We start from the raw sequence: 17,738 nt of genomic DNA, 5'->3' as shown, positions 1-17,738 counted from the left end.
GTTTGTCGCGGATGCTTCGTCGACTGACCGCTCTCCGTTCGTGAACGAACGAGAGCGACGGTCCGTCGCATCCGGCAGCTTCCAGGGAAGGGGGCTCGCGAAGGATTCGCCGCAGCCGACGCATGAGCGTCGAACCTGCGACGACGTCGGTCCAGGAGGGACGTTCATGAACAACATGCTGAAGACGATCTTCGTGGTCAGCGTGATGGGCGGCGCGCTTTACGGCGCCTACGTGCTGCTCAACGAGAACGAGTTCCGTGCGCGTCAGGAAGCGGCCGCACAGGACGTCGATGAGCCGCGGCTCGACTTCGAAATGGGGAACGAGATCGGCTCGGTTGACGACGAACCGGGGCCGTGGGGTTTCGAAGACCCCGCTCCGGCGCCCAGCGAGCCCGAGTTTCCTCCCCCTCCGCAATCGTTCCCTTCGGAGAATCCGTACGCTGACCTTCCGCCTGAAGGCGTGACGCTCATCCCGCCCGCGAATCAGACGGATGACCAGTACGGATCGGCTCCCGCGGCGGCCGAGCTGCCGTCGAACGCGACGCCGGTCGATCCGTACGCCGTGACGGCGAACGCTCGCACGGACGCTCCTGGGGCAGGAACCGATTTCGAACAGAGCGCTCCGTACTCCGCGACGGAGGCTTCGGACGCGGAGGAACCGAGCGATCTGACGATTCCTCCCGATCTTCCGTCGAGCGCTTACTCGCTGCCGGAGGGTAACGACTTCCAGATGGCCGACGGATCCGCCGCTCCCACGGCGTCCGATTTCGAGGACGGCCCCGAAGCCTCGTTCGCGACCTCCGAAACGAACGTGACCGGCCTCGACGCCGCGCCGAACGCCGGCGCGACGGGCGCGGATCGACCCGCGGCGATCGAAGCCGCTCGGCAAAGTTACCTGCGCGCGGTCGACGCGGCGAAGGGGCATGTCGCCCAGACGAACTACCGCGATGCGCTTGCCTCGCTGTCGGTGATTTACGGGAATCCCGATCTGCCGTCGCCGGAAAAGGAAGAACTCGGCGATCTGCTCGACGCGCTCGCGGCGAAGGTGATCTACTCGCCCGAGCACCTCCATCAGCCGGCCTACGTCGTGCAGCCGGGCGACACGCTCGACTCTGTCGCCGCTAACTACAGCATCACGCCCGAGTTCCTCGCCCGGATCAACGGTCTCGATCCGTCGAATCGCGCCGCGGGCGAACCGGGGAGTTCGCTCAAGGTCGTTCGCGGACCGTTCCGGGCCGAAGTGCGGCTCAAGTCGAATCTCGCGGGGACGCTGACGTTGTATCTGGGCGAACTCTATGCCGGTCGCTTCGACGTCGAACTGGGACAGGACAATCCGCCCTTCCCGGGCAAGTACAAGGTCCACGACAAGCAGGCCGATCGGCCCTTTTACACCTCCGAAGGCACGATGATTCCCGCGGAGTCGCCGGAGAACCCGTACGGGGGACGCTGGATCGACCTCGGCAGCGGCATCTCGCTGCATGGCGGCCCGTCGGTCGCCCCTCCCGGCGGACGCCTCGGCTGCATGTCGCTGCCCGGCGAAGGACACGCTTCCGATCTGTTCGCCATCCTGTCGCTTTCGTCGACGGTCGAAGTCCGGCAGTAACGATCTACCTCCCGTCCGCGAACGAGACGTCGGCCGGTAGAATCCGGGTTTTCCTCGCTGACGGAAGAGTCGAATGGCGACAAGCCAGAACGCTGCGGCCCCCGGCGCCGCTCGCGCTGAACTGATCTCGCTCGTGAAGGAACTCGCGCTGCAGTTCGGTGACTTCACGCTCGCCTCTGGCAAGAAGGCATCGTTCTATCTCGACTGCCGCAAGGTTTCGCTGCACGGACGCGGAGCCCGGCTGATCGGGGAGCTGATGCTCGACGAGTTGGCGAGCGATCTGCCCGACGCCGTCGGCGGGATGGCGATCGGCGCCGATCCGATCACCGCGTCGGTCATCACCGTCGCCGACTACCGCGGCACGCCCCTGCGCGGCTTCATCGTCCGCAAGGAGGCTAAGGCTCACGGGACGGGGAAGGACGTCGAAGGCCCCGTCGCTCCGGGCCAGCGGGTCGTCATCGTCGAAGATACCGTCACGACCGGCGGCAGCTCGCTCAAGGCGATCGAGAAGGCGGAGGCGTTCGGCCTGAAAGTGGTCAGCGTGCTGGCCGTGGTCGATCGGCTGGAAGGGGGCGAGGAGACGATTCGCGCGAAGGGCTACGGATACAAGAGCCTGCTGACTGTGCGGGATCTGGGCGTCGAACCGGTGAAATCCTGACGTCCGCGTTCGCGGCTGGTGAGGGCGGGGCGCGATGAGCAGCGAAGCCATGCGCCTGATCGTCCGCCCGATCGCGGACGCCGACGGATACGAACCGCTCGTCGCGCTGCTTGCCGACGAGTCGCCCGACCCGCGGTTCGATCTCGCCCGAACGACCCGCGAGCGATTGCAGGCTACGGGTTTCGTCGACTCCGGTATCTTCGTCGCCGAACAGCAGGATCGGCTGGTCGGCGTCGCGAGTTTCTCGCATTCGCCCGGCAAACTCGGCTCAGTTCGTCCTCCCGTCTGGCTCGAAGCAGCGGGCCAAGCGGTCCGCGACTCGCTCTTTCTCCAACTCGCGGATGCTGCGCGCGACGCGGGCGTGACGACGCAGTTCGTCTCGCGTCCGTCGGAAGATGCCGGATTGCAGGCAGGCGAGCACGGCTTTCTGTTCGACGGCCGCGCCTGGCGCCGCGCGTCGGAGGACGAACTGCGCGACGCGGGATTTCACGAGCGGGTCGACCTGGACGTCTACCTGCGCGATCTGCGGGAGGATCCGCCTCCCCGCGAGATCGGCGGCGAGCGTCTTTCCTGGGCCGACGAATCGTCGATCCCCACCGACGCGCTGGAGAGCCTCGTCGCGGCGACGTACGAGGGGAGCCTCGACTGCCCGATGCTGAACGGCAAGCGGACCGTCTCGGACGTGCTCGCCGGCTATCGGGCCGAAGGGCAGGGCCAGGAATCGCTCTGGCAGGTGCTTCGCGAAGGGGAGCGCCCGGTCGGCTGCCTGTTCATGGCCGACCACCCGGAGACCGATTCGATCGAACTGCTTTATCTGGGCGTGCGACCGGAGGAACGGGGTCGCGGCCTGGGCGCCGAGGTCGTCCAGCAGGCGATCGCGCTCGGTCGCGACCGGGGGCGGACCCTGCTGGCTTTGTCGGCCGACGCGAACAATCGGCCGGCTGGCGAAATCTATCGGTCGCTCGGCTTCCGCCGGCTCGACCGACGCGAGGTTTTTCTGAAGTTTTCCTGAAGAGCGGCCGAGGCGTCCCCGCGTCCCGATGCGGCGAAGACCTCAACACGCTTAAGCGCCGTGCGGGGCGACGGTTACCGACGATCGCGGACCTTCGTTCGTCACTTCGCCGGCGCCTGTTTCACACGTTATGCACGTCCGTTTCCGGCTTCAGCGGATGTTCGAAACTAGACGATACCCGAAGCGGGGCGGGCGCTTCGCCGGGCCATTTCGCGGTTTCTTAACAGGGCGGATTTCGAGCGTTCGGGGCCTCTCGGGGTTCGTTTGACAGCAGCGCTGGCGCCGGTATACTCCCCGACATCGTGTGGCGCCCGGAAGAGCGCCTCGCCGGGGTTTTCGGCTGCCGCGACCGTCTCGCTTCAAGACGGTCGGAGCCGTCGCTTATCGAACCCCGTCGCGAAGGCCCACGCAAGAACCGCGCTAGAAGTATGCACGGGCGACGGACGGTCCGTTTCCCCCCCAGGACGGCGAAAGGTCAAAATGATTTTGGCTTTGCGAGCAGCGCTGATCGCCCAGGTGGGCAAGGAGAGGTTCGACCTCTGGTTCGAAGACCCCGAGCGGGTCCGACTGGAGGAAGGCCGTCTCGTGATCTGCGCTGCCGACGCCTTCTCGCTCGATCGCCTGCGGAAGACCTTCCGCGAGGAGATCGAGTTCGTCGCGACGAAGACGCTCGGCCGCACGCCGGAAATCGTCTTCCGCGTCGAGTCGGCCGCGGAGCGCAAGGTCGAGCCCGGCGCTTCGACGCGAAGAGCGGACGAACCGCGCAGTGCCGGACCGCGTCTCGCCTCGCACGACGCACGTCCGAATCAGGAAGCCGGAGGGGCTGCCCCTGCGTCTCGTCCGGTGCGTAACGACCCCGATCGCCCCGAGGGGGCGCCTTCGGACGCCATGCCGCGCCGCAAGTACGCACAGCTCGATGAGTTCGTCGTCGGCGACGGCTCGGTCGTCGCCCACACTGCGGCCAGCATGTGCGTCCAGCGCTGCGGTCAGGTCTCGCCGGTCTTCTTCTACGGTCCCAACGGCTCGGGCAAGACGCACCTGCTGGAAGGCATCCTCTCGGAGACGCGCCGCCGGGGGCTGGTCCGCCGTGCGGTCTACCTTTCCAGCGAACAGTTCACGACGCAGTTCGTCGACGCGCTTCGCGGCTCGGGTCTGCCTAACTTCCGCCGTAAGTACCGCGACGTGGAACTGCTGGTCCTGGACGACCTGCAGTTCTTCGCCGGCAAGCGGGCGACCATCGTGGAGCTTCAGCACACGCTCGATCACCTGCTCCGCGCGGGGCGCCAGATCGTGCTCGCCGCGGATCGTCCGCCGTCGGAGCTGAACGAACTGGGAGGCGAGCTGATCGCGCGCTTCACGGGCGGCCTGGTCTGCGGCATCGAACTGCCGGAGCGTTCGGCACGGCTGCGCATCGTGCAGCGGCTGGCCGAGAAGCGCCGGATGGAAGTGCCCGCGGAAGTCGCCGCCATGATCGCGGATCATATTCACGGCGACGTTCGTCAGATCGCCGGCGCCCTGAACCGACTGCACGCGGCGAGCTTCGCCATGTCGCGTCCCGTCAGCGCGGAGCTGGCGACCGTCGCGCTGTCGGATATCTTCCGCGCGGCTCAGAAGGTCGTTCGTCTGCCCGACGTGGAGAAGGCGATCTGCGAAGTCTTCGGAATCGACGCGTCGGCCCTGCACTCCAAGAAGAAGTCCCGCACGATCAGCCATCCCCGCATGCTGGCGATGTGGCTCTCGCGGAAGTACACCCGATCCGCGTTCGCCGATATCGGCGAGTACTTCGGCAACCGCACCCACAGCACGGTCATCTCGGCCCAGAAGAAGGTCGACCAGTGGGTGGCGGACAAGTCGAACCTCGCCATGCCGCAGGGCGATGTCGACATCCAGGAAGTCATCCGCCGCCTGGAACAGCGCCTGCGCGCGATGTGATTCGTCTCGCCCAGAGCAACTTCGCCTCCGCGATCGTCTGGGCGTGAACTTCGGCGATGTCGTGCGGGTCGGGCGAATAGCCGCCTCCCATCGCGACGATGACCGGCAAGGCGTAGCGTTCGCAGCGTTCGAACACGGCTTCGTCGCGCTGGCGAAGTCCTGCGAGCGTCAGCTTCAATCGGCCCAGCCGGTCGCGCTCGTAGGGATCGGCGCCCGCGATATAGAAGGCGACGTCGAATCGCGTCGCCTCTTCCTCCTGACCTGCGAAGGCCGTATCGAGCGCGCCGGTCAGGGCGTCTCGATACTCTGCATCGCCGATGCCGTCGCTCAGCGGCACGTCGAGGTCGCTCGGAAACTTCCTGAGCGGGAAGTTCTTCGCCCCGTGCAGCGAGAGCGTGAAGACGCTGGCGTCGTCGGCGAAGATCGACGCGGTGCCGTTCCCCTGATGAACGTCCAGGTCGATTACGATCGCGCGGCGAACGGCCAGCCGGGCCTGCAGATCGCGGATCGCCACCGCCACGTCGTTGAAGATGCAGAAGCCCTCCCCGCAGTCGGCGAAGGCGTGATGCGTCCCGCCGGCGAGATTCACGGCGATCCCCTCCTTCAGCGCCCAGTCCGCCGCCGCCATCGTGGCGCCGACGCTGCGCCGGGAGCGCTCCACCATCTTCGGCGACCACGGGAAGCCGATGCGTCGGATTTCCGGAACCGAAAGCGTTCCCGTCGTCAGCTTAAGGAGGTACTCCGCCGTATGCACCCGCAACAGGGCCTCCTCCTCCGCTGCAGGCGGCAGGAGCAGGTTCTCCGGCTCGACGATCCCTTCCGCGAGAACCCGCTCCCGAAGCAGCCGGTACTTCGCCATCGGGAAGCGATGCCCCTCCGGCTGCGGTAGTTCGAAGACGTCGGAGTAGAAAGCCTTCATGCGGGAGAGTCTGGCCTTTCGTCGGATGCGAGACGATGCGGTTCTTGTAGGGCAGGCGCCCCGCCTGCCGTCCGAACCTCGCGAAAGTTCATGGCAGGCGGGGCGCCTGCCCTACAAGACGTGACCGCAGAATGGCGAAGCGGTTGCACTAAAAAACGGCCGCCACGCATCCGCGCGACGGCCGTCTTCAAGCTACTCGCTCACGTTCTTCGAGCTGCACCGCGAAGCTCCACGAGCGGAGCCAGCTAAAGTGCGCAGCTCCCCGAGCGGAGCCAATTACAGCGCGCAGCATTCGCAGCCGCAGGCCTCGCACGAGCAGTCGCCCGTTTCGCAGCAGAAGCAGCCGTCGTCGCAGCAGTCGCCCGTCGCGCAGCTGCAACTTCCGCCGCGGCAGGCGCCGTCGCAGCAGGACGCAGCCTTCGCCGAGGCGAGCCCGCCAGCGGCGCTTTCGCTGACCGCGATCGCATGCGTCGCGCCAGCTTCGCAGCAAGCTTCGCCAGTCGCACAGCACGCAGCCTTCTCTTCGCAGCAGGCCGCGGTTTCGCAACATTCCGCGCCGACGACGCAGCATTCGGCGCCCGGGGCACAGCAGTCAGCAGTTCCCGCCGCGGAGCAACAGGAGGCCTTCGCGCTCGCCTTAGCGACGGGCGTCGCCGAAGCGTCCGCCGATTGCGAGCCGAAGGAGACGACCAGCAGCGCCACGATCACGAAGGCGCTCATCAGAATTCCGAACAGTTTCATCGCAAGCTTCCTCAGAAAAAATGATCGAACGAAAAACGCTCAGCAGGACGACCCCGAACAGGGCCGTCGCAGGAAGTCGTTTCCGCAGGATCATTTCCGCCAGACGCATAGCAGGATGCGCACGGGCAGGCGGGGAGGAAGCTCGGGGACGGCTTCAAGCGCGAAGCCGTCTATCGAAACGCCGGAGAGATCCGCGAACAGATCGCTCGGCGGCAGGGCCTTGGGGGCCGCTCGTTCGGGAACGCTCGCCGCGGTCGTCACGATCGTGCGCGACCGGGACTTCTCCAGGCAGCAGGGGCAGGAAGAAGTCTGCCCGCAGCAGGGTTCGGCGAAGACGAGCTCGGACTCGCGAACGCTAGCCGGCTCCGCAGCGTCCTTCGACGCTTCCGTCGCTTTGGCGACGCAGTGCGGACAGACCGGCTCAGCCGCCGTATCCTGCGCGGCGTCCGGCTTCGCAGCAGCGGCCAGGGCACAACGACAGACGCTGACCGGCAGGCCCTGCAGAAGCAGGCTGACGACGAGCAGTCCGGCGATGAGGCTCTTGGGGAGCATTAGCCGCGGCGAGGGAAGGAATCGGGATCGAACGGGATTCTATTGAACGAGTTCATTATAGGCGCTCGCACTTAGCTGACGTCAAGGTTCTTCATCGGTCGACGGTGATACAGTTGCAGGCTTACCCACGCCAATCGAGCCAATGGCGTTGAATATCGGAGAGCGATAGCCATCGCGAGTCGTCGATGCTTCGCGATCTACTTGTAGTCCGAGGACGGCGAAATCCGATGACGCTCGATCGCGAAGCGACCGAAACTCTGCTTGCTTCCGCTCTCCCTCGTCGTGCACGCTGGATGGTCGAAGGCGCGCCCCTTTCCTTCGAATTCACGGTCGCCCGCCTCGTACTTCAACGGCTATCGGACGCGGTAGTCGCGGGCGGGGAGGAGGCCGCGGACTTGCTGGCGTTCGGCGAACGAGACTTCGCCGAAGGGGGCGGAAGCCGCATGTGCCTCAGCGTCCGGGAACGCGACGGCCTCGTCTACGGGTTCGATCCCGAGCAGGAGCCGCCGCTGCTCCTGCTCAATTCCGCCGCCCCGCAATTCGTAGCGACGTTCCGGACGCTCGACGGCTACTTGTCGCATGACGGCGTCTTGCCGCCCGACTGCGACAGTCGGCTCCTCGCTATCGACCCGGAGGCGTACCCGAGTTCGGAGTGGCGGCTTCTCGTCGCATCCCTGCCTCAGCGGGAGAGGCGCGCAACAGAGTAGGTCCAGCCGGTGGCAGAAGGCCGTCCGAGACGGATCCGCTCTCCCGGAGATCTTCGAGCGCTAACCGCCGGTCGTTCACTTGTGTCCGCGAGTGGCGATCGCCAGGACCGCGAGGATCAGGACGGATCCTCGAGAATCGGGCCGAAGTAGACGGCGTTGAGGAACGCTCGCTCGCTGCCGCGGAAGTAGGCCCGGAAGCAGGGCTCGTCGGCGAACAGGATGGTGCGACCGTCGCCGGTCCACTGCACCGACACGGAAAGGCCGCCGGCCAGACGTTCTTTGTTGCGAGGCGAAACGTAGCCGGCGAAGACGGGGTCCTTCGACAGGATCAGCGGATTGGCGTAGGCGTTCCGCGAAGGCTCGAAGAAGATCGACTGCGAGCGAAAGACGTAAGCCTCGTTGCCGCCGAACCCGTACCCGATCGGATGGGTGAGGTCGACCTGCGCTTTTAGAATCACGCCGGCGACCTTGTCGATCGCCTTCGCGTCCGCTGCGCCGGCATAGGGCTTCTGCGGCAATGCGTAGGGATCCTCGCCGCTCGGCGAGGGAGCGACGCTTGGTTCGGTCACCACCGCCAGTCCCTGCGTCGCGCCCCAGGAGATCGCGCGCCCCTGCAGGATGATCGTGCCGCCTTGCTTCTGCCAGGTCGTCAGGTCGGCGATCTTGCGACTCGGAAAGCGGCGATAGTCGCCGTCCGGAAAGATCACGACCGTGTACGGATCGAACGACAGATCGAGCAGATCGTCCAGATCCAGCAGGCTCACGGGCAACTCCGCCCGCTGGTCGAGCGTGAACCAGAAGTCCGCCGCATCGGCAGCGCTGATGTCCTTCCCGCCGATCAGAGCGACCTTCGGCTGCGGAATCGCCTTCCAGTCGTCGCTCCCCAGGTCGGAGCCTTCGAGCGTCCGCGACGACATAATCGGAATGACGTCCAGATCGTCTCCCGCAAGCGGCGCCAGGGCGTCGCGAATCGTCTCCGCGGAGACCTTCTGATCGGCGATCGTCGCCATGACCGTCCCGGGCGGAAGTTCGCGACGCTGGCCGTCGACTTCGATCGCGAAAGACTGCGTCGCGACGAGCAGACGAATCTCTGCCTGCAACAGCTTCGACAGGGCGCTGTAAGCCGACGAAGAACGCAGGTCGATCAGATAGGCGACGCCTGCGACGGGAAGCTCTCCCGGCGCCTGTCCTGAGCCTGCGGGCCCTTCCGGAGAGAGCAAACCTTCGGGGAGATCCTCCGTCATCTCGGCGAACTGCGCGCCGAACGCAGCAGCCACGTTCCAGGCAGAGACGTCATAAAAAACGTTCTCCTGAAACGTGGTCCGCCGTTCGAAGATCGACTTCACGAACAGGTAATCGCGCTGCCGGAGCGAAACGAAGATCGAATCCTCCGGTCCGAACGCGATGCCGTCGCGGTCGATCGGCTGAGCGAGCTTCGACCAGTCGATTCCGTGCCGATCGAGCAGCGTCGTCAGCGCCCGTCGCCGGGCCGGATCGTGCGGGATCCGCAGGAAATAGCCGCGGACGTCGTCGTTGGCCGCAGCCTCCCTCGCTTCGCGATAGAACTGCCGCTGCCACTCGACGAGATCGTTCCGCTGGGCCGCGATGCCTTCGAGCGCCGCGAGGGACGTCCTGACCTGACGCCCGGTCGTCTCTCGCAGGGTCAGTTCTCCGCCGCGGCTGTCGATCGCGACGCCGCGAGCGCTCGCCTGCTCGAACAGCACGCCGACGCCGCCATGCAGATCGGGATAGGTCGAGCCCTTTCCGGGATAGAAGTCGTCGAACTTCTCTTCGGAAAAATAGAGGTCGCCCGCATCGTCGAGCGCTCGCGCGAAATGATCGGAGAGACGCTTCGTCAGTTCGACGTTTCGCTGCGGCGTCAACGGATTGTTCCGCGACGGTACGCCCGGCTGAAAGAAGTAGGTCGACTGGCCGTCCATCTCATGGAAGTCGAACAGGGCGTTCGGCTGCCACTGGCGATAGAGGTCCAGTCGCCCCTGCGATTCAGGGAGTTGGGCGGGCAGCCAGTCGCGATTGAGATCGAAGCCGTAGTAGTTCATCCGCCCGGAGGGCCAGCCCTGGCGATGTTCGCGGCTCTGGCGATCGGGCGAAGGATGCTTGCCGCGATGAAGATTCGACCAGCGGCTGAACCGATCGAACCCGTCGGGGTTCAAACAGGGATCGAGCACGACGACGTTCTTCGCGAGGAAGTCCGTCACGCGAGGATCGTCCGCAGCGGCCAGGTAGTAGGCGATCAGCACGCCCGCGTGCGTCGCGCTCGGTTCGTCGCCATGGACGCCGTACTCGAACCAGGCGACCAGCGGCACGTCCTCGACGTTCGCGACCTCTTCCCGCGACGGATCGGCGAAGTCGCGGCGCGCCTGCTGAATCTCCGGCAAGCGCGCAAGAGTGTCCGGCGAAGAGATCGTCAGCGCGACGAGCGGCTTCTGGTCGAACGTCCTCGCGTACTCGACCAGTTCGACGCGATCCGACGCCGCGGCCAACGCCCGGACATACGCGTCCACCTGGTCGTGCGTCCAATGACGATCGCCGAAAGCGAAGCCGACGAACTCGCTCGGCGACGGAATGTCCGCGAGGTACTTCGTCTCCTCGGGCAGCAAGGGCTCCGCCGCCGCGCCTCGCTCCGTGATCGCCGATCCGATCAACCCGATCGCGAAGACCGCTGCCAGGAATAAAAGGTTCCGACCCAGGACGCCGCATTCCGGCCGCTGACGGCGGCGGAACCGTGCGAACGAAGAACTAAATCGAAAGCGAGGCCGTCCGTGTCCGAACCGATGCATGAGGCAGGCGCCTGGGCGAGTACGTCGTCGATGCTGCTTCGCGGCGCGGCCAGCGAGATCTTGCGCGATCGGTCCAAGCTCGACCGCCGGAACCGAAATCAGGTCCGGCGCTTCGCTTTCGCCAGGTTCGCGCATCCTCCGCAGGCCTAAAAGTCAGTCTAGTCTCGATTCCTTCCCCGGGTCGCCCGGTCGAAGGCTGGTCTCTCTCGGAAAGCGTAAGAAATAGTCAGATCAGGTCCTTTCTGCTGGGATAGACGAGCGCAAAAAGCTTCTCGATCGCACCGGGAACGCGCAGATACAATCAATGGCCTGGGGATGCCGCCTGTCGAACTGGATTCGCCGTGTCTGACGCCTTCGACTTCGAACCGACCGCCGCGCCGAACGAGCGGACGAACCCGCTCGCAGGCGTGATCTCCGCGGCGTTTCATGGCGGGGCGTTGATCCTGGCGGCGCTGCTCTGGAACGACGAGCCTGCGGGCATCGTCGACGAACGACCGCGCGACATCGGGATCCGTCTCGTTTCCGAAGCTTCGCTGCGGCCCGACGCGATCACGGAATCAGCGACCGAAACCGATCCGACCGAAGCGGCCGTCGCCGATATCGGAACGGAAGCCGAACTTGCCGCTGCGCTTCCCAGTTCGGCCGCGCCTGCTTCGCTACCGGAACTCGATCCGCAGGATGACGCTTCAGGCGGAGCGCCGGCGTTCGCCGACCTTCCCGGCTTCGGGGACGCCGGGGCGGGGCGATCGGTCTTTCCCGGAACGGCGGAAGGCGATGCCGCCATGATCGCCGAAGAGCGCGCCATGCTCGCGGCAGGTCGGCCGCAGGGGAACGCGTCCGACGTCTCCCTGTTCGGCGGCGCCGCCTCCCGGGGGCGAACCTTCGTCTTCGCGATCGATCGGTCGCAGAGCATGGGCGCCGAGGGAATCGGCGCGATCGACGCTGCCGTGGGCGAACTCTCGAACGCCGTCGCCGGCCTCGATCGCACGAATCGCTTTCAGATCGTCGCCTACAATCGCGACCTCGTCTTTCTGGACGGACAGCGCAAACTCCTGCCGAAGACGCCCGAGGCAGGGGAGAAGACGAAACGCTTCATCGATTCGCTGGCTGCGTTCGGGCCGACTGAGCATCGCCGGGCGCTGCTGTCGGCGCTGGCGCTTTCTCCCGAGGTGATCTACCTGCTGACCGACGGCGGCGACCCGGCGCTGACCGATACGGAGATTTCGCAGGTGGCTCGCATCGCCGGCTCGAAGACGGCTGTGCATGTCGTCTGCTTCGGGCGAGCGGAACGGAGCGCCGCGTCGAGGTCGCTCGAGGAACTCGCCGAGGCCTGCCGAGGGAGTTTCACCTACGTCGATTTGTCGAAGAAACGCTGATTCTGAGTAAGCTGAAATCGGGTCGATTCCCGCCGAAACGCGGCCTGAGGAAGCAAGGTGCGTTCCCACTGGGGGCGGGAGCGTGAAGAAAGGGCAGGGAAAATGCTTCTCGCCCCTTGCTGGCGCCGAAAAGGCTCTCCTATAATCGGTCCCTTTCCGACCTACCTGCCGATCCGACGGTTTTGAGTTCCCATGAAGGTACGTGCAAGCGTCAAAAGGATTTGCGCGAACTGCAAGGTCGTGCGGCGCCGTGGCAAGGTTTTCGTGGTCTGCACGAACGCCCGGCATAAGCAGCGCCAAGGCTGATTGCTGGTTCTGCGCGCTTTTCCGCGTTGTCGTCGCCCTTCGCGCTGTCCACGCGTTCTGCATTGTCGAAGCCGCCGATCTGTGGCCCGCCGACTCTGACTCGCGGTGCAACCGGATCGACGATCTGGCTTCGGCCCTGTTTTCGACGAATGGAGATATTCCGTGCCCCGTTTGCTTGGCGTCGACCTTCCCAACGATAAGCCGGCGGTCGTCTCGCTGACGTACCTCTACGGCATCGGGCCGAAGGTCGCTCGCGACCTCTGCCACAATCTGGATATCAATCCGGCGATGTCGGCGCGAGAGCTGAACGATGATCAGCTCGCCCGCCTGGCGACGACGCTCGAAGACGATTACGTCGTCGAGGGTCCGCTGCGTCGTCAGATCGCGCAGGCGATCGGTCGCCTCCGCGACATCAAGGCCTATCGCGGCACTCGCCACCGCATGAGCCTTCCCGTTCGCGGCCAGCGAACGAAGACCAACGCCCGTACCCGGAAGGGTCCGCGTAAGACGGTCGCCGGTAAGAAGGGCGTTAAGGATCTGAAGTAGTCCGTCGCCGCGTCAACGAACGCGGCGATCGGCATCGTCTCCTGCCTGCGTTCTCGCGGCGGGAGGCCCTCACCGAAACACTCTCCGGCGACTGCGACAGCCGCCGGATCTGCCGGGCGACCCCCAGTCGCCCTTCCTTCGTTCCCGGGAAGCGTTCGAGATTCCTGCGTCGGTATCGACGCGACGGACCGATCGGTTCCCTCCGTTACGCCGGACCCCAGCGTTCGGGAGTCAGACACGTGTCGAAAGTCAAGAAGAAGAAGATTCGTCGCAACGTCACCTCGGGCGTGGTGCATATCCAGGCGACGTTCAACAACACCACCGTCTCGATCACCGATCAGAAGGGCGACGTCCTGACCTGGGCGAGCGCCGGCACTTGCGGTTTCAAGGGAAGCCGCAAGAGCACTCCCTTCGCCGGTCAGTGTGCCTCGACGCAGGCCGCCGAGAAGGCGATGAAGCAGGGGATGCGGGACTGCGAAGTCCGCGTGAAGGGGCCCGGTTCGGGTCGCGAGAGCGCCATCACCGCTCTGCAGGCTGCCGGGCTGACGGTCAAGTCGATCGAAGACGTGACCCCGATCCCGCACAACGGTTGCCGTCCCCGCAAGAAGCGTCGCGTCTAGGCGACTGCCGCTCGGGAGGAAGGCTCGGATCGCCTTCGCCCGCTTCGCGATCGGACCCAGGAACGGACTCGCCAGTTTCAGCGCCTGCGGACGATCTTCCGCTTTAAGATCGTTCGCGCGTTTCTTCGGTCGACCCCCTGGGGTTCGCCGCACGCATCGAACGCCGCACGCCCCGTTCCGTCGAAGAGGAATTCTCACGATGCACATTCGCTGGCGCGGTCTGGAGCTTCCGAACTCCGTCCGCTGCGAAACTGAAACGCTTCGCCCCACGTACGGCAAGTTCTACGCCGAACCGTTCGAGCGCGGCTTCGGTCATACGATCGGCAACAGCCTCCGCCGGGTCCTGCTTTCCAGCCTGGAAGGAAGCGCCGTCACCCAGATCAAGGTGCGGGGCGCCCAGCACGAATTCACGACGATCAAGGGTCTGCACGAAGACGTCACGGACCTGGTCCTGAACGTCAAGTCGCTGGTCGTCAAGAACCACAGCGACTCGACCCGGGTCATCACGGTCACGGCCAACAAGAAGGGGATCATCACCGGCGCCGACGTCGAAACCGACGCGGACGTCGAAATCGTGAACCCCAACCACGTGATCTGCGAACTGACCGACGACATCGACTTCATGATGGAGATGGTCGTCGAGAACGGTCGCGGTTACGTCCCCGCTCATGAGCATTCGGCTCGCGAGCAGGAAATCGGCATCATTCCGATCGACGCCGTCTTCAGCCCGATCACGCGCGTCCGCTATCTCTGCGAAGAGACTCGCGTCGGTCAGAAGACGAACTACGACCGGCTCTCGCTCGAGATCTGGACCGACGGCTCGGTTCGCCCCGAGATGGCGCTCGTCGAAGCCGCCAAGATCATGCGTAAGCACCTCAACCCGTTCGTGCAGTACGCCGAACTGGGCCAGCCGGTGCAGTCGCCCGCTCCCTCCAGCGGCATCGACGCCGCGCTCGAGCGGAAGCTGAACATGACCCTCTCCGATCTGAAGCTTTCGGTCCGCGCGACCAACTGCCTCAGCTCGGAAAAGATCGGCACGGTCCGCGACATCGTCCAGTACACCGAAGATCGCCTCCTCGAAGTTCGCAACTTCGGCGAGACGACGCTGAACGAGGTCAAGGACAAGCTCTCCGGGCTCGGCCTGCATCTCGGCATGCGGCTGCCCGCGGGTTCGGGATCGGGACGCTAACTACACTTCGACGAGTCGGACGGGAGGGCGAAGGCCGTCCCGTCGCTCGCTCTTACGCGACACGAATCGGAAACGGAAACTGTCATGCGTCACCGCAAGAAGGGCCGCGTCCTCGGCCGGGCGCCCAGCCACCGCAAGGCGCTCTACAAGAACATGCTGTGCGCGCTCATCCTGACGGAGCGCGACGCGGAGCTCGACGACAACGCCCCGAAGGTCAAGGGACGCATCGTCACGACGCTGCCGAAGGCCAAAGAGATTCGGCCGATGATCGAGCGGCTGATCACGATCGCCAAGAAGGGCCTGATCGCTCAGCAGGCGGCCGCGCCCTTCGCGACCGACGCCGAGCGCAACAGCGAGGCTTGGAAGACGTGGCGTAAGAGCGATCAGTACAAGCAGTGGGTCGCCGCCGTCTCGCCCGCGGTCAACGCCCGTCGTCGCTGCTTCGCCGTTCTGCGCGACAAGCAGGCCGTGCAGCTTCTCTTCAACGAGATCGCTCCCCGGTTCGTCGATCGTCCGGGCGGGTACACGCGGATCCTGAAGCTCGCCAAGGTTCGCCTCGGCGATGCTGGCGCTCGGGCCATCCTGGAATTCGTCGGCAAGAACGACCGCGAGAAGCAGGCCAAGGCCGTCAAGCCCGAGTTCGCTTCGTCGAACGCCTGAGCCTCCCAGGCCAGGCGCCTCGACGGCTCCTGCGTGAACGGGCCGCTTCGGCTGGATATACTTGGCGCTCGCGAAGTCTCTGCTTCGCGAGCGCTTTTTCATGCGCCGAAATTCCGCCGCTTCGTCTCTCCGCTCGATGACCGGCCCCCGCACTGGCTTCGACTTTACGGCCGCGATTCGCACGCTCTGCGAAGACGCGACGCGCAGGCTTCCCGAGTTCAGCCACATCCGGATGGATGACGTCGCCGTCTCGTTTTCGCAGACGCGAAAGCGCGTCATGTACGGTACGTTCGCGAGCCTCACCCCGCTGCGGTTCGCGAACGGCGCAGCGTCGGAAACCAAGCACGGTCGCGTCTACCGCATTCAGCCGCTGCTGGACGGGCAGGGGCGGGAGATGCTCTACCTGCTGACGTTTTATCTGCCGCGCTTTCTCGACCTGCCGATGCGGGAGAAACTGATCACGGCGCTGCACGAACTGTGGCACATTTCGCCTTCGTTCGACGGCGATTTGCGTCGTTTCCCGGGGCGCTGCTACGCCCACTCGGGCAGCAAGGAAGAGTACGACGAACTGATGGGCGTCTTCGCCGATCGCTATCTCCGGCTCAAACCGCCGCGGTCGACGTGGGGCTTTCTCGAACACAACTTCGACCAGTTGACCCGCCATCACGGTCGACTCTTCGGCGTCCGCTACAAGCACCCCCGGGTTTACTGGAAGCCGCTGCCCGTCGCCCGCGAAGGAAAGCCGCCGCGCGGGTGAGTTGCGCAATACTGGCGTCGTACGAACTTCGATCTGCGTACCATGGCTGGCTTGTCCAGCCTTGCCGAGGCGGCGATCGATCGTCCACCCGGTCCGTCGGCCCTGCTGCGATGCGATGTTCACGGCATTCACCGATCCAAGGCATCGAACGAGGATTCCTCACGGCTGGACGAGCCCGCCATGGCACGCGAAATCGCTTCGGACGGTTCGCAGTTTATAATCGCCCGATCGACGCCCGCTGACCTCTCTCGCGAACGGACTTATGGAATACGGCTTCGGCATTCTCGGCTGCGGCATGATCTCCCGCTTTCATGCGAAGGCGATCGCCGATCTGCATAACGCCCTCTTGGTCGGCTGTTCCAGCCGGCGGAAGGAGGCGGCGGACACGCTGGCCGAGGAGACGGGCTGCCGGGCGTACGCCAGCGACGAAGAGTTGCTCGCCGACCCCTCGATTCACGTCGTCACGATCGGCACGCCCAGCGGCGCCCATCTGGAACCTGCCGTCGCGGCTCTCCGTGCGGGCAAGCACGTCATCGTCGAGAAGCCGCTGGAGATCACGCTCTCGCGATGCGACGCCATTCTTCGCGAAGCCGAGAAGGCGGGGCGTCAGGTAATCACAATCTTCCCGTCGCGGTTTCACGAATCGGCCCGACTGATGAAGGCCGCGGTCGACGGCGGACGCTTCGGGCGGCTGACGCTGGGCGACGCCTACGTGAAGTGGTACCGCACGCAGGAGTACTACGACAGCGGCGCCTGGCGCGGCACGTGGAAACTCGACGGCGGCGGAGCGTTGATGAACCAGGCGATCCACTCCGTCGATCTGCTCGGCTGGCTCATGGGGCCCGTGAAGCGGATCAGCGCGAACGTCGCAACCCTCGCCCACGAACGGATCGAGGTCGAGGACGTCGCCGTCGCCTCGGTCGAATTCGCCTCCGGGGCACTCGGCACGATCGTCGCGACGACCGCCGCCTGGCCCGGCTCGCTGAAGCGGATCGAACTCTCCGGCACGCGCGGGACGGCCGTTCTCGAGGAGGAAGATATCAAGCGCTGGGACTTCGCCGATCCCGCGCCCGGCGACGACGAACTGCGGGAACGGATGGCCAACCGGACCGCGACCGGCGGAGGCGCCGCCGATCCGAAGGCGATCGGCCATCACGGGCACGCGTCGCAGTTCAAGGATCTGCTCGACTCGCTCGATCAGAACCGCGGTCCCGCGATCGACGGCCGGGAGGGTCGCCGCAGCGTCGAGACGATCCTCGCGATCTACCAGTCCGCCGCGACCGGTAAAGCGGTCGACCTTCCCCTGCCCGCGGATCCTGACCTTCCGTTTCTGAGGAAGGATGCGGCGGTCTGACCGCA

At 65.5% G+C, this 17,738-nt stretch carries 17 protein-coding genes; 13 read left to right on the top strand and 4 right to left on the bottom strand.

The window, feature by feature from the left end:
• The first annotated feature begins 166 nt into the window (after positions 1-166).
• From SH602x_RS04980 to dnaA, 4 genes are all read left to right on the top strand, one after another.
• A complete protein-coding gene (locus SH602x_RS04980) occupies positions 167-1,603 on the top strand; it encodes a LysM peptidoglycan-binding domain-containing protein (protein ID WP_479475740.1) in 1,437 nt (478 codons plus the stop codon).
• Between the two features lie 73 nt (positions 1,604-1,676).
• Positions 1,677-2,261 carry an orotate phosphoribosyltransferase gene (gene pyrE / locus SH602x_RS04975; RefSeq protein WP_479475739.1) on the top strand — a complete coding sequence of 195 codons (585 nt, stop codon included), beginning with the start codon at positions 1,677-1,679 and terminating at the stop codon, positions 2,259-2,261.
• 34 nt (positions 2,262-2,295) lie between these two features.
• A complete protein-coding gene (locus tag SH602x_RS04970) occupies positions 2,296-3,273 on the top strand; it encodes a GNAT family N-acetyltransferase (RefSeq protein WP_479475738.1) in 978 nt (325 codons plus the stop codon).
• Between the two features lie 480 nt (positions 3,274-3,753).
• Positions 3,754-5,205: a chromosomal replication initiator protein DnaA gene (gene dnaA / locus SH602x_RS04965; RefSeq protein ID WP_479475737.1), complete on the top strand. Its 1,452-nt coding sequence runs from the start codon at positions 3,754-3,756 to the stop codon at positions 5,203-5,205.
• Here dnaA and SH602x_RS04960 read toward each other — a convergent pair.
• From SH602x_RS04960 to SH602x_RS04950, 3 genes are all read right to left on the bottom strand, one after another.
• Positions 5,168-6,124: a histone deacetylase family protein gene (locus tag SH602x_RS04960; RefSeq protein WP_479475736.1), complete on the bottom strand. Its 957-nt coding sequence runs from the start codon at positions 6,122-6,124 to the stop codon at positions 5,168-5,170. The genes dnaA and SH602x_RS04960 overlap by 38 nt on opposite strands.
• A gap of 276 nt (positions 6,125-6,400) precedes the next feature.
• On the bottom strand, positions 6,401-6,865 hold the full coding sequence (locus tag SH602x_RS04955; RefSeq protein WP_479475735.1) for a hypothetical protein: 465 nt from the start codon (positions 6,863-6,865) through the stop codon (positions 6,401-6,403).
• Between the two features lie 90 nt (positions 6,866-6,955).
• A complete protein-coding gene (locus SH602x_RS04950; RefSeq protein ID WP_479475734.1) occupies positions 6,956-7,417 on the bottom strand; it encodes a hypothetical protein in 462 nt (153 codons plus the stop codon).
• 227 nt (positions 7,418-7,644) lie between these two features.
• Between SH602x_RS04950 and SH602x_RS04945 the strand changes: the two genes are divergently transcribed.
• Complete coding sequence (locus tag SH602x_RS04945; RefSeq protein WP_479475733.1) at positions 7,645-8,124, top strand: hypothetical protein; 480 nt, start codon at positions 7,645-7,647, stop codon at positions 8,122-8,124.
• A gap of 116 nt (positions 8,125-8,240) precedes the next feature.
• Here the strand turns inward: SH602x_RS04945 and SH602x_RS04940 are convergent, their stop codons facing one another.
• Complete coding sequence (locus SH602x_RS04940) at positions 8,241-11,060, bottom strand: M14 family zinc carboxypeptidase (protein ID WP_479475732.1); 2,820 nt, start codon at positions 11,058-11,060, stop codon at positions 8,241-8,243.
• A 206-nt stretch (positions 11,061-11,266) separates the two neighbouring features.
• On the opposite strand from SH602x_RS04940, the gene SH602x_RS04935 reads away from it, so the two are divergent.
• The 8 genes from SH602x_RS04935 (at position 11,267) to SH602x_RS04900 (ending at position 17,733) form a co-directional block, all read left to right on the top strand.
• Positions 11,267-12,301 (top strand): vWA domain-containing protein, encoded by a 1,035-nt coding sequence (locus SH602x_RS04935; protein ID WP_479475731.1) that lies wholly within the window; start codon positions 11,267-11,269, stop codon positions 12,299-12,301.
• A 192-nt stretch (positions 12,302-12,493) separates the two neighbouring features.
• Entirely contained in the window at positions 12,494-12,607 is a 114-nt protein-coding gene (gene rpmJ, locus SH602x_RS04930) for a 50S ribosomal protein L36 (protein ID WP_479469593.1), read from the top strand.
• 162 nt (positions 12,608-12,769) lie between these two features.
• Entirely contained in the window at positions 12,770-13,153 is a 384-nt protein-coding gene (gene rpsM / locus SH602x_RS04925) for a 30S ribosomal protein S13 (RefSeq protein WP_479469594.1), read from the top strand.
• Between the two features lie 239 nt (positions 13,154-13,392).
• Positions 13,393-13,773: a 30S ribosomal protein S11 gene (gene rpsK / locus SH602x_RS04920; RefSeq protein WP_479469595.1), complete on the top strand. Its 381-nt coding sequence runs from the start codon at positions 13,393-13,395 to the stop codon at positions 13,771-13,773.
• 199 nt (positions 13,774-13,972) lie between these two features.
• Positions 13,973-14,962: a DNA-directed RNA polymerase subunit alpha gene (locus SH602x_RS04915; protein WP_479469596.1), complete on the top strand. Its 990-nt coding sequence runs from the start codon at positions 13,973-13,975 to the stop codon at positions 14,960-14,962.
• An 84-nt stretch (positions 14,963-15,046) separates the two neighbouring features.
• Positions 15,047-15,622 (top strand): bL17 family ribosomal protein, encoded by a 576-nt coding sequence (locus SH602x_RS04910; protein ID WP_479475730.1) that lies wholly within the window; start codon positions 15,047-15,049, stop codon positions 15,620-15,622.
• Positions 15,623-15,758: 136 nt separating this feature from the next.
• On the top strand, positions 15,759-16,379 hold the full coding sequence (locus SH602x_RS04905) for a hypothetical protein (RefSeq protein WP_479475729.1): 621 nt from the start codon (positions 15,759-15,761) through the stop codon (positions 16,377-16,379).
• Between the two features lie 262 nt (positions 16,380-16,641).
• On the top strand, positions 16,642-17,733 hold the full coding sequence (locus SH602x_RS04900; protein ID WP_479475728.1) for a Gfo/Idh/MocA family protein: 1,092 nt from the start codon (positions 16,642-16,644) through the stop codon (positions 17,731-17,733).
• Positions 17,734-17,738 lie beyond the last annotated feature (5 nt).

This window comes from Lignipirellula cremea, from assembly GCF_056501455.1.
The sequence above is the reverse complement of the archived record's forward strand: the minus strand, read 5'-3'. Positions and strand labels throughout refer to the sequence as shown.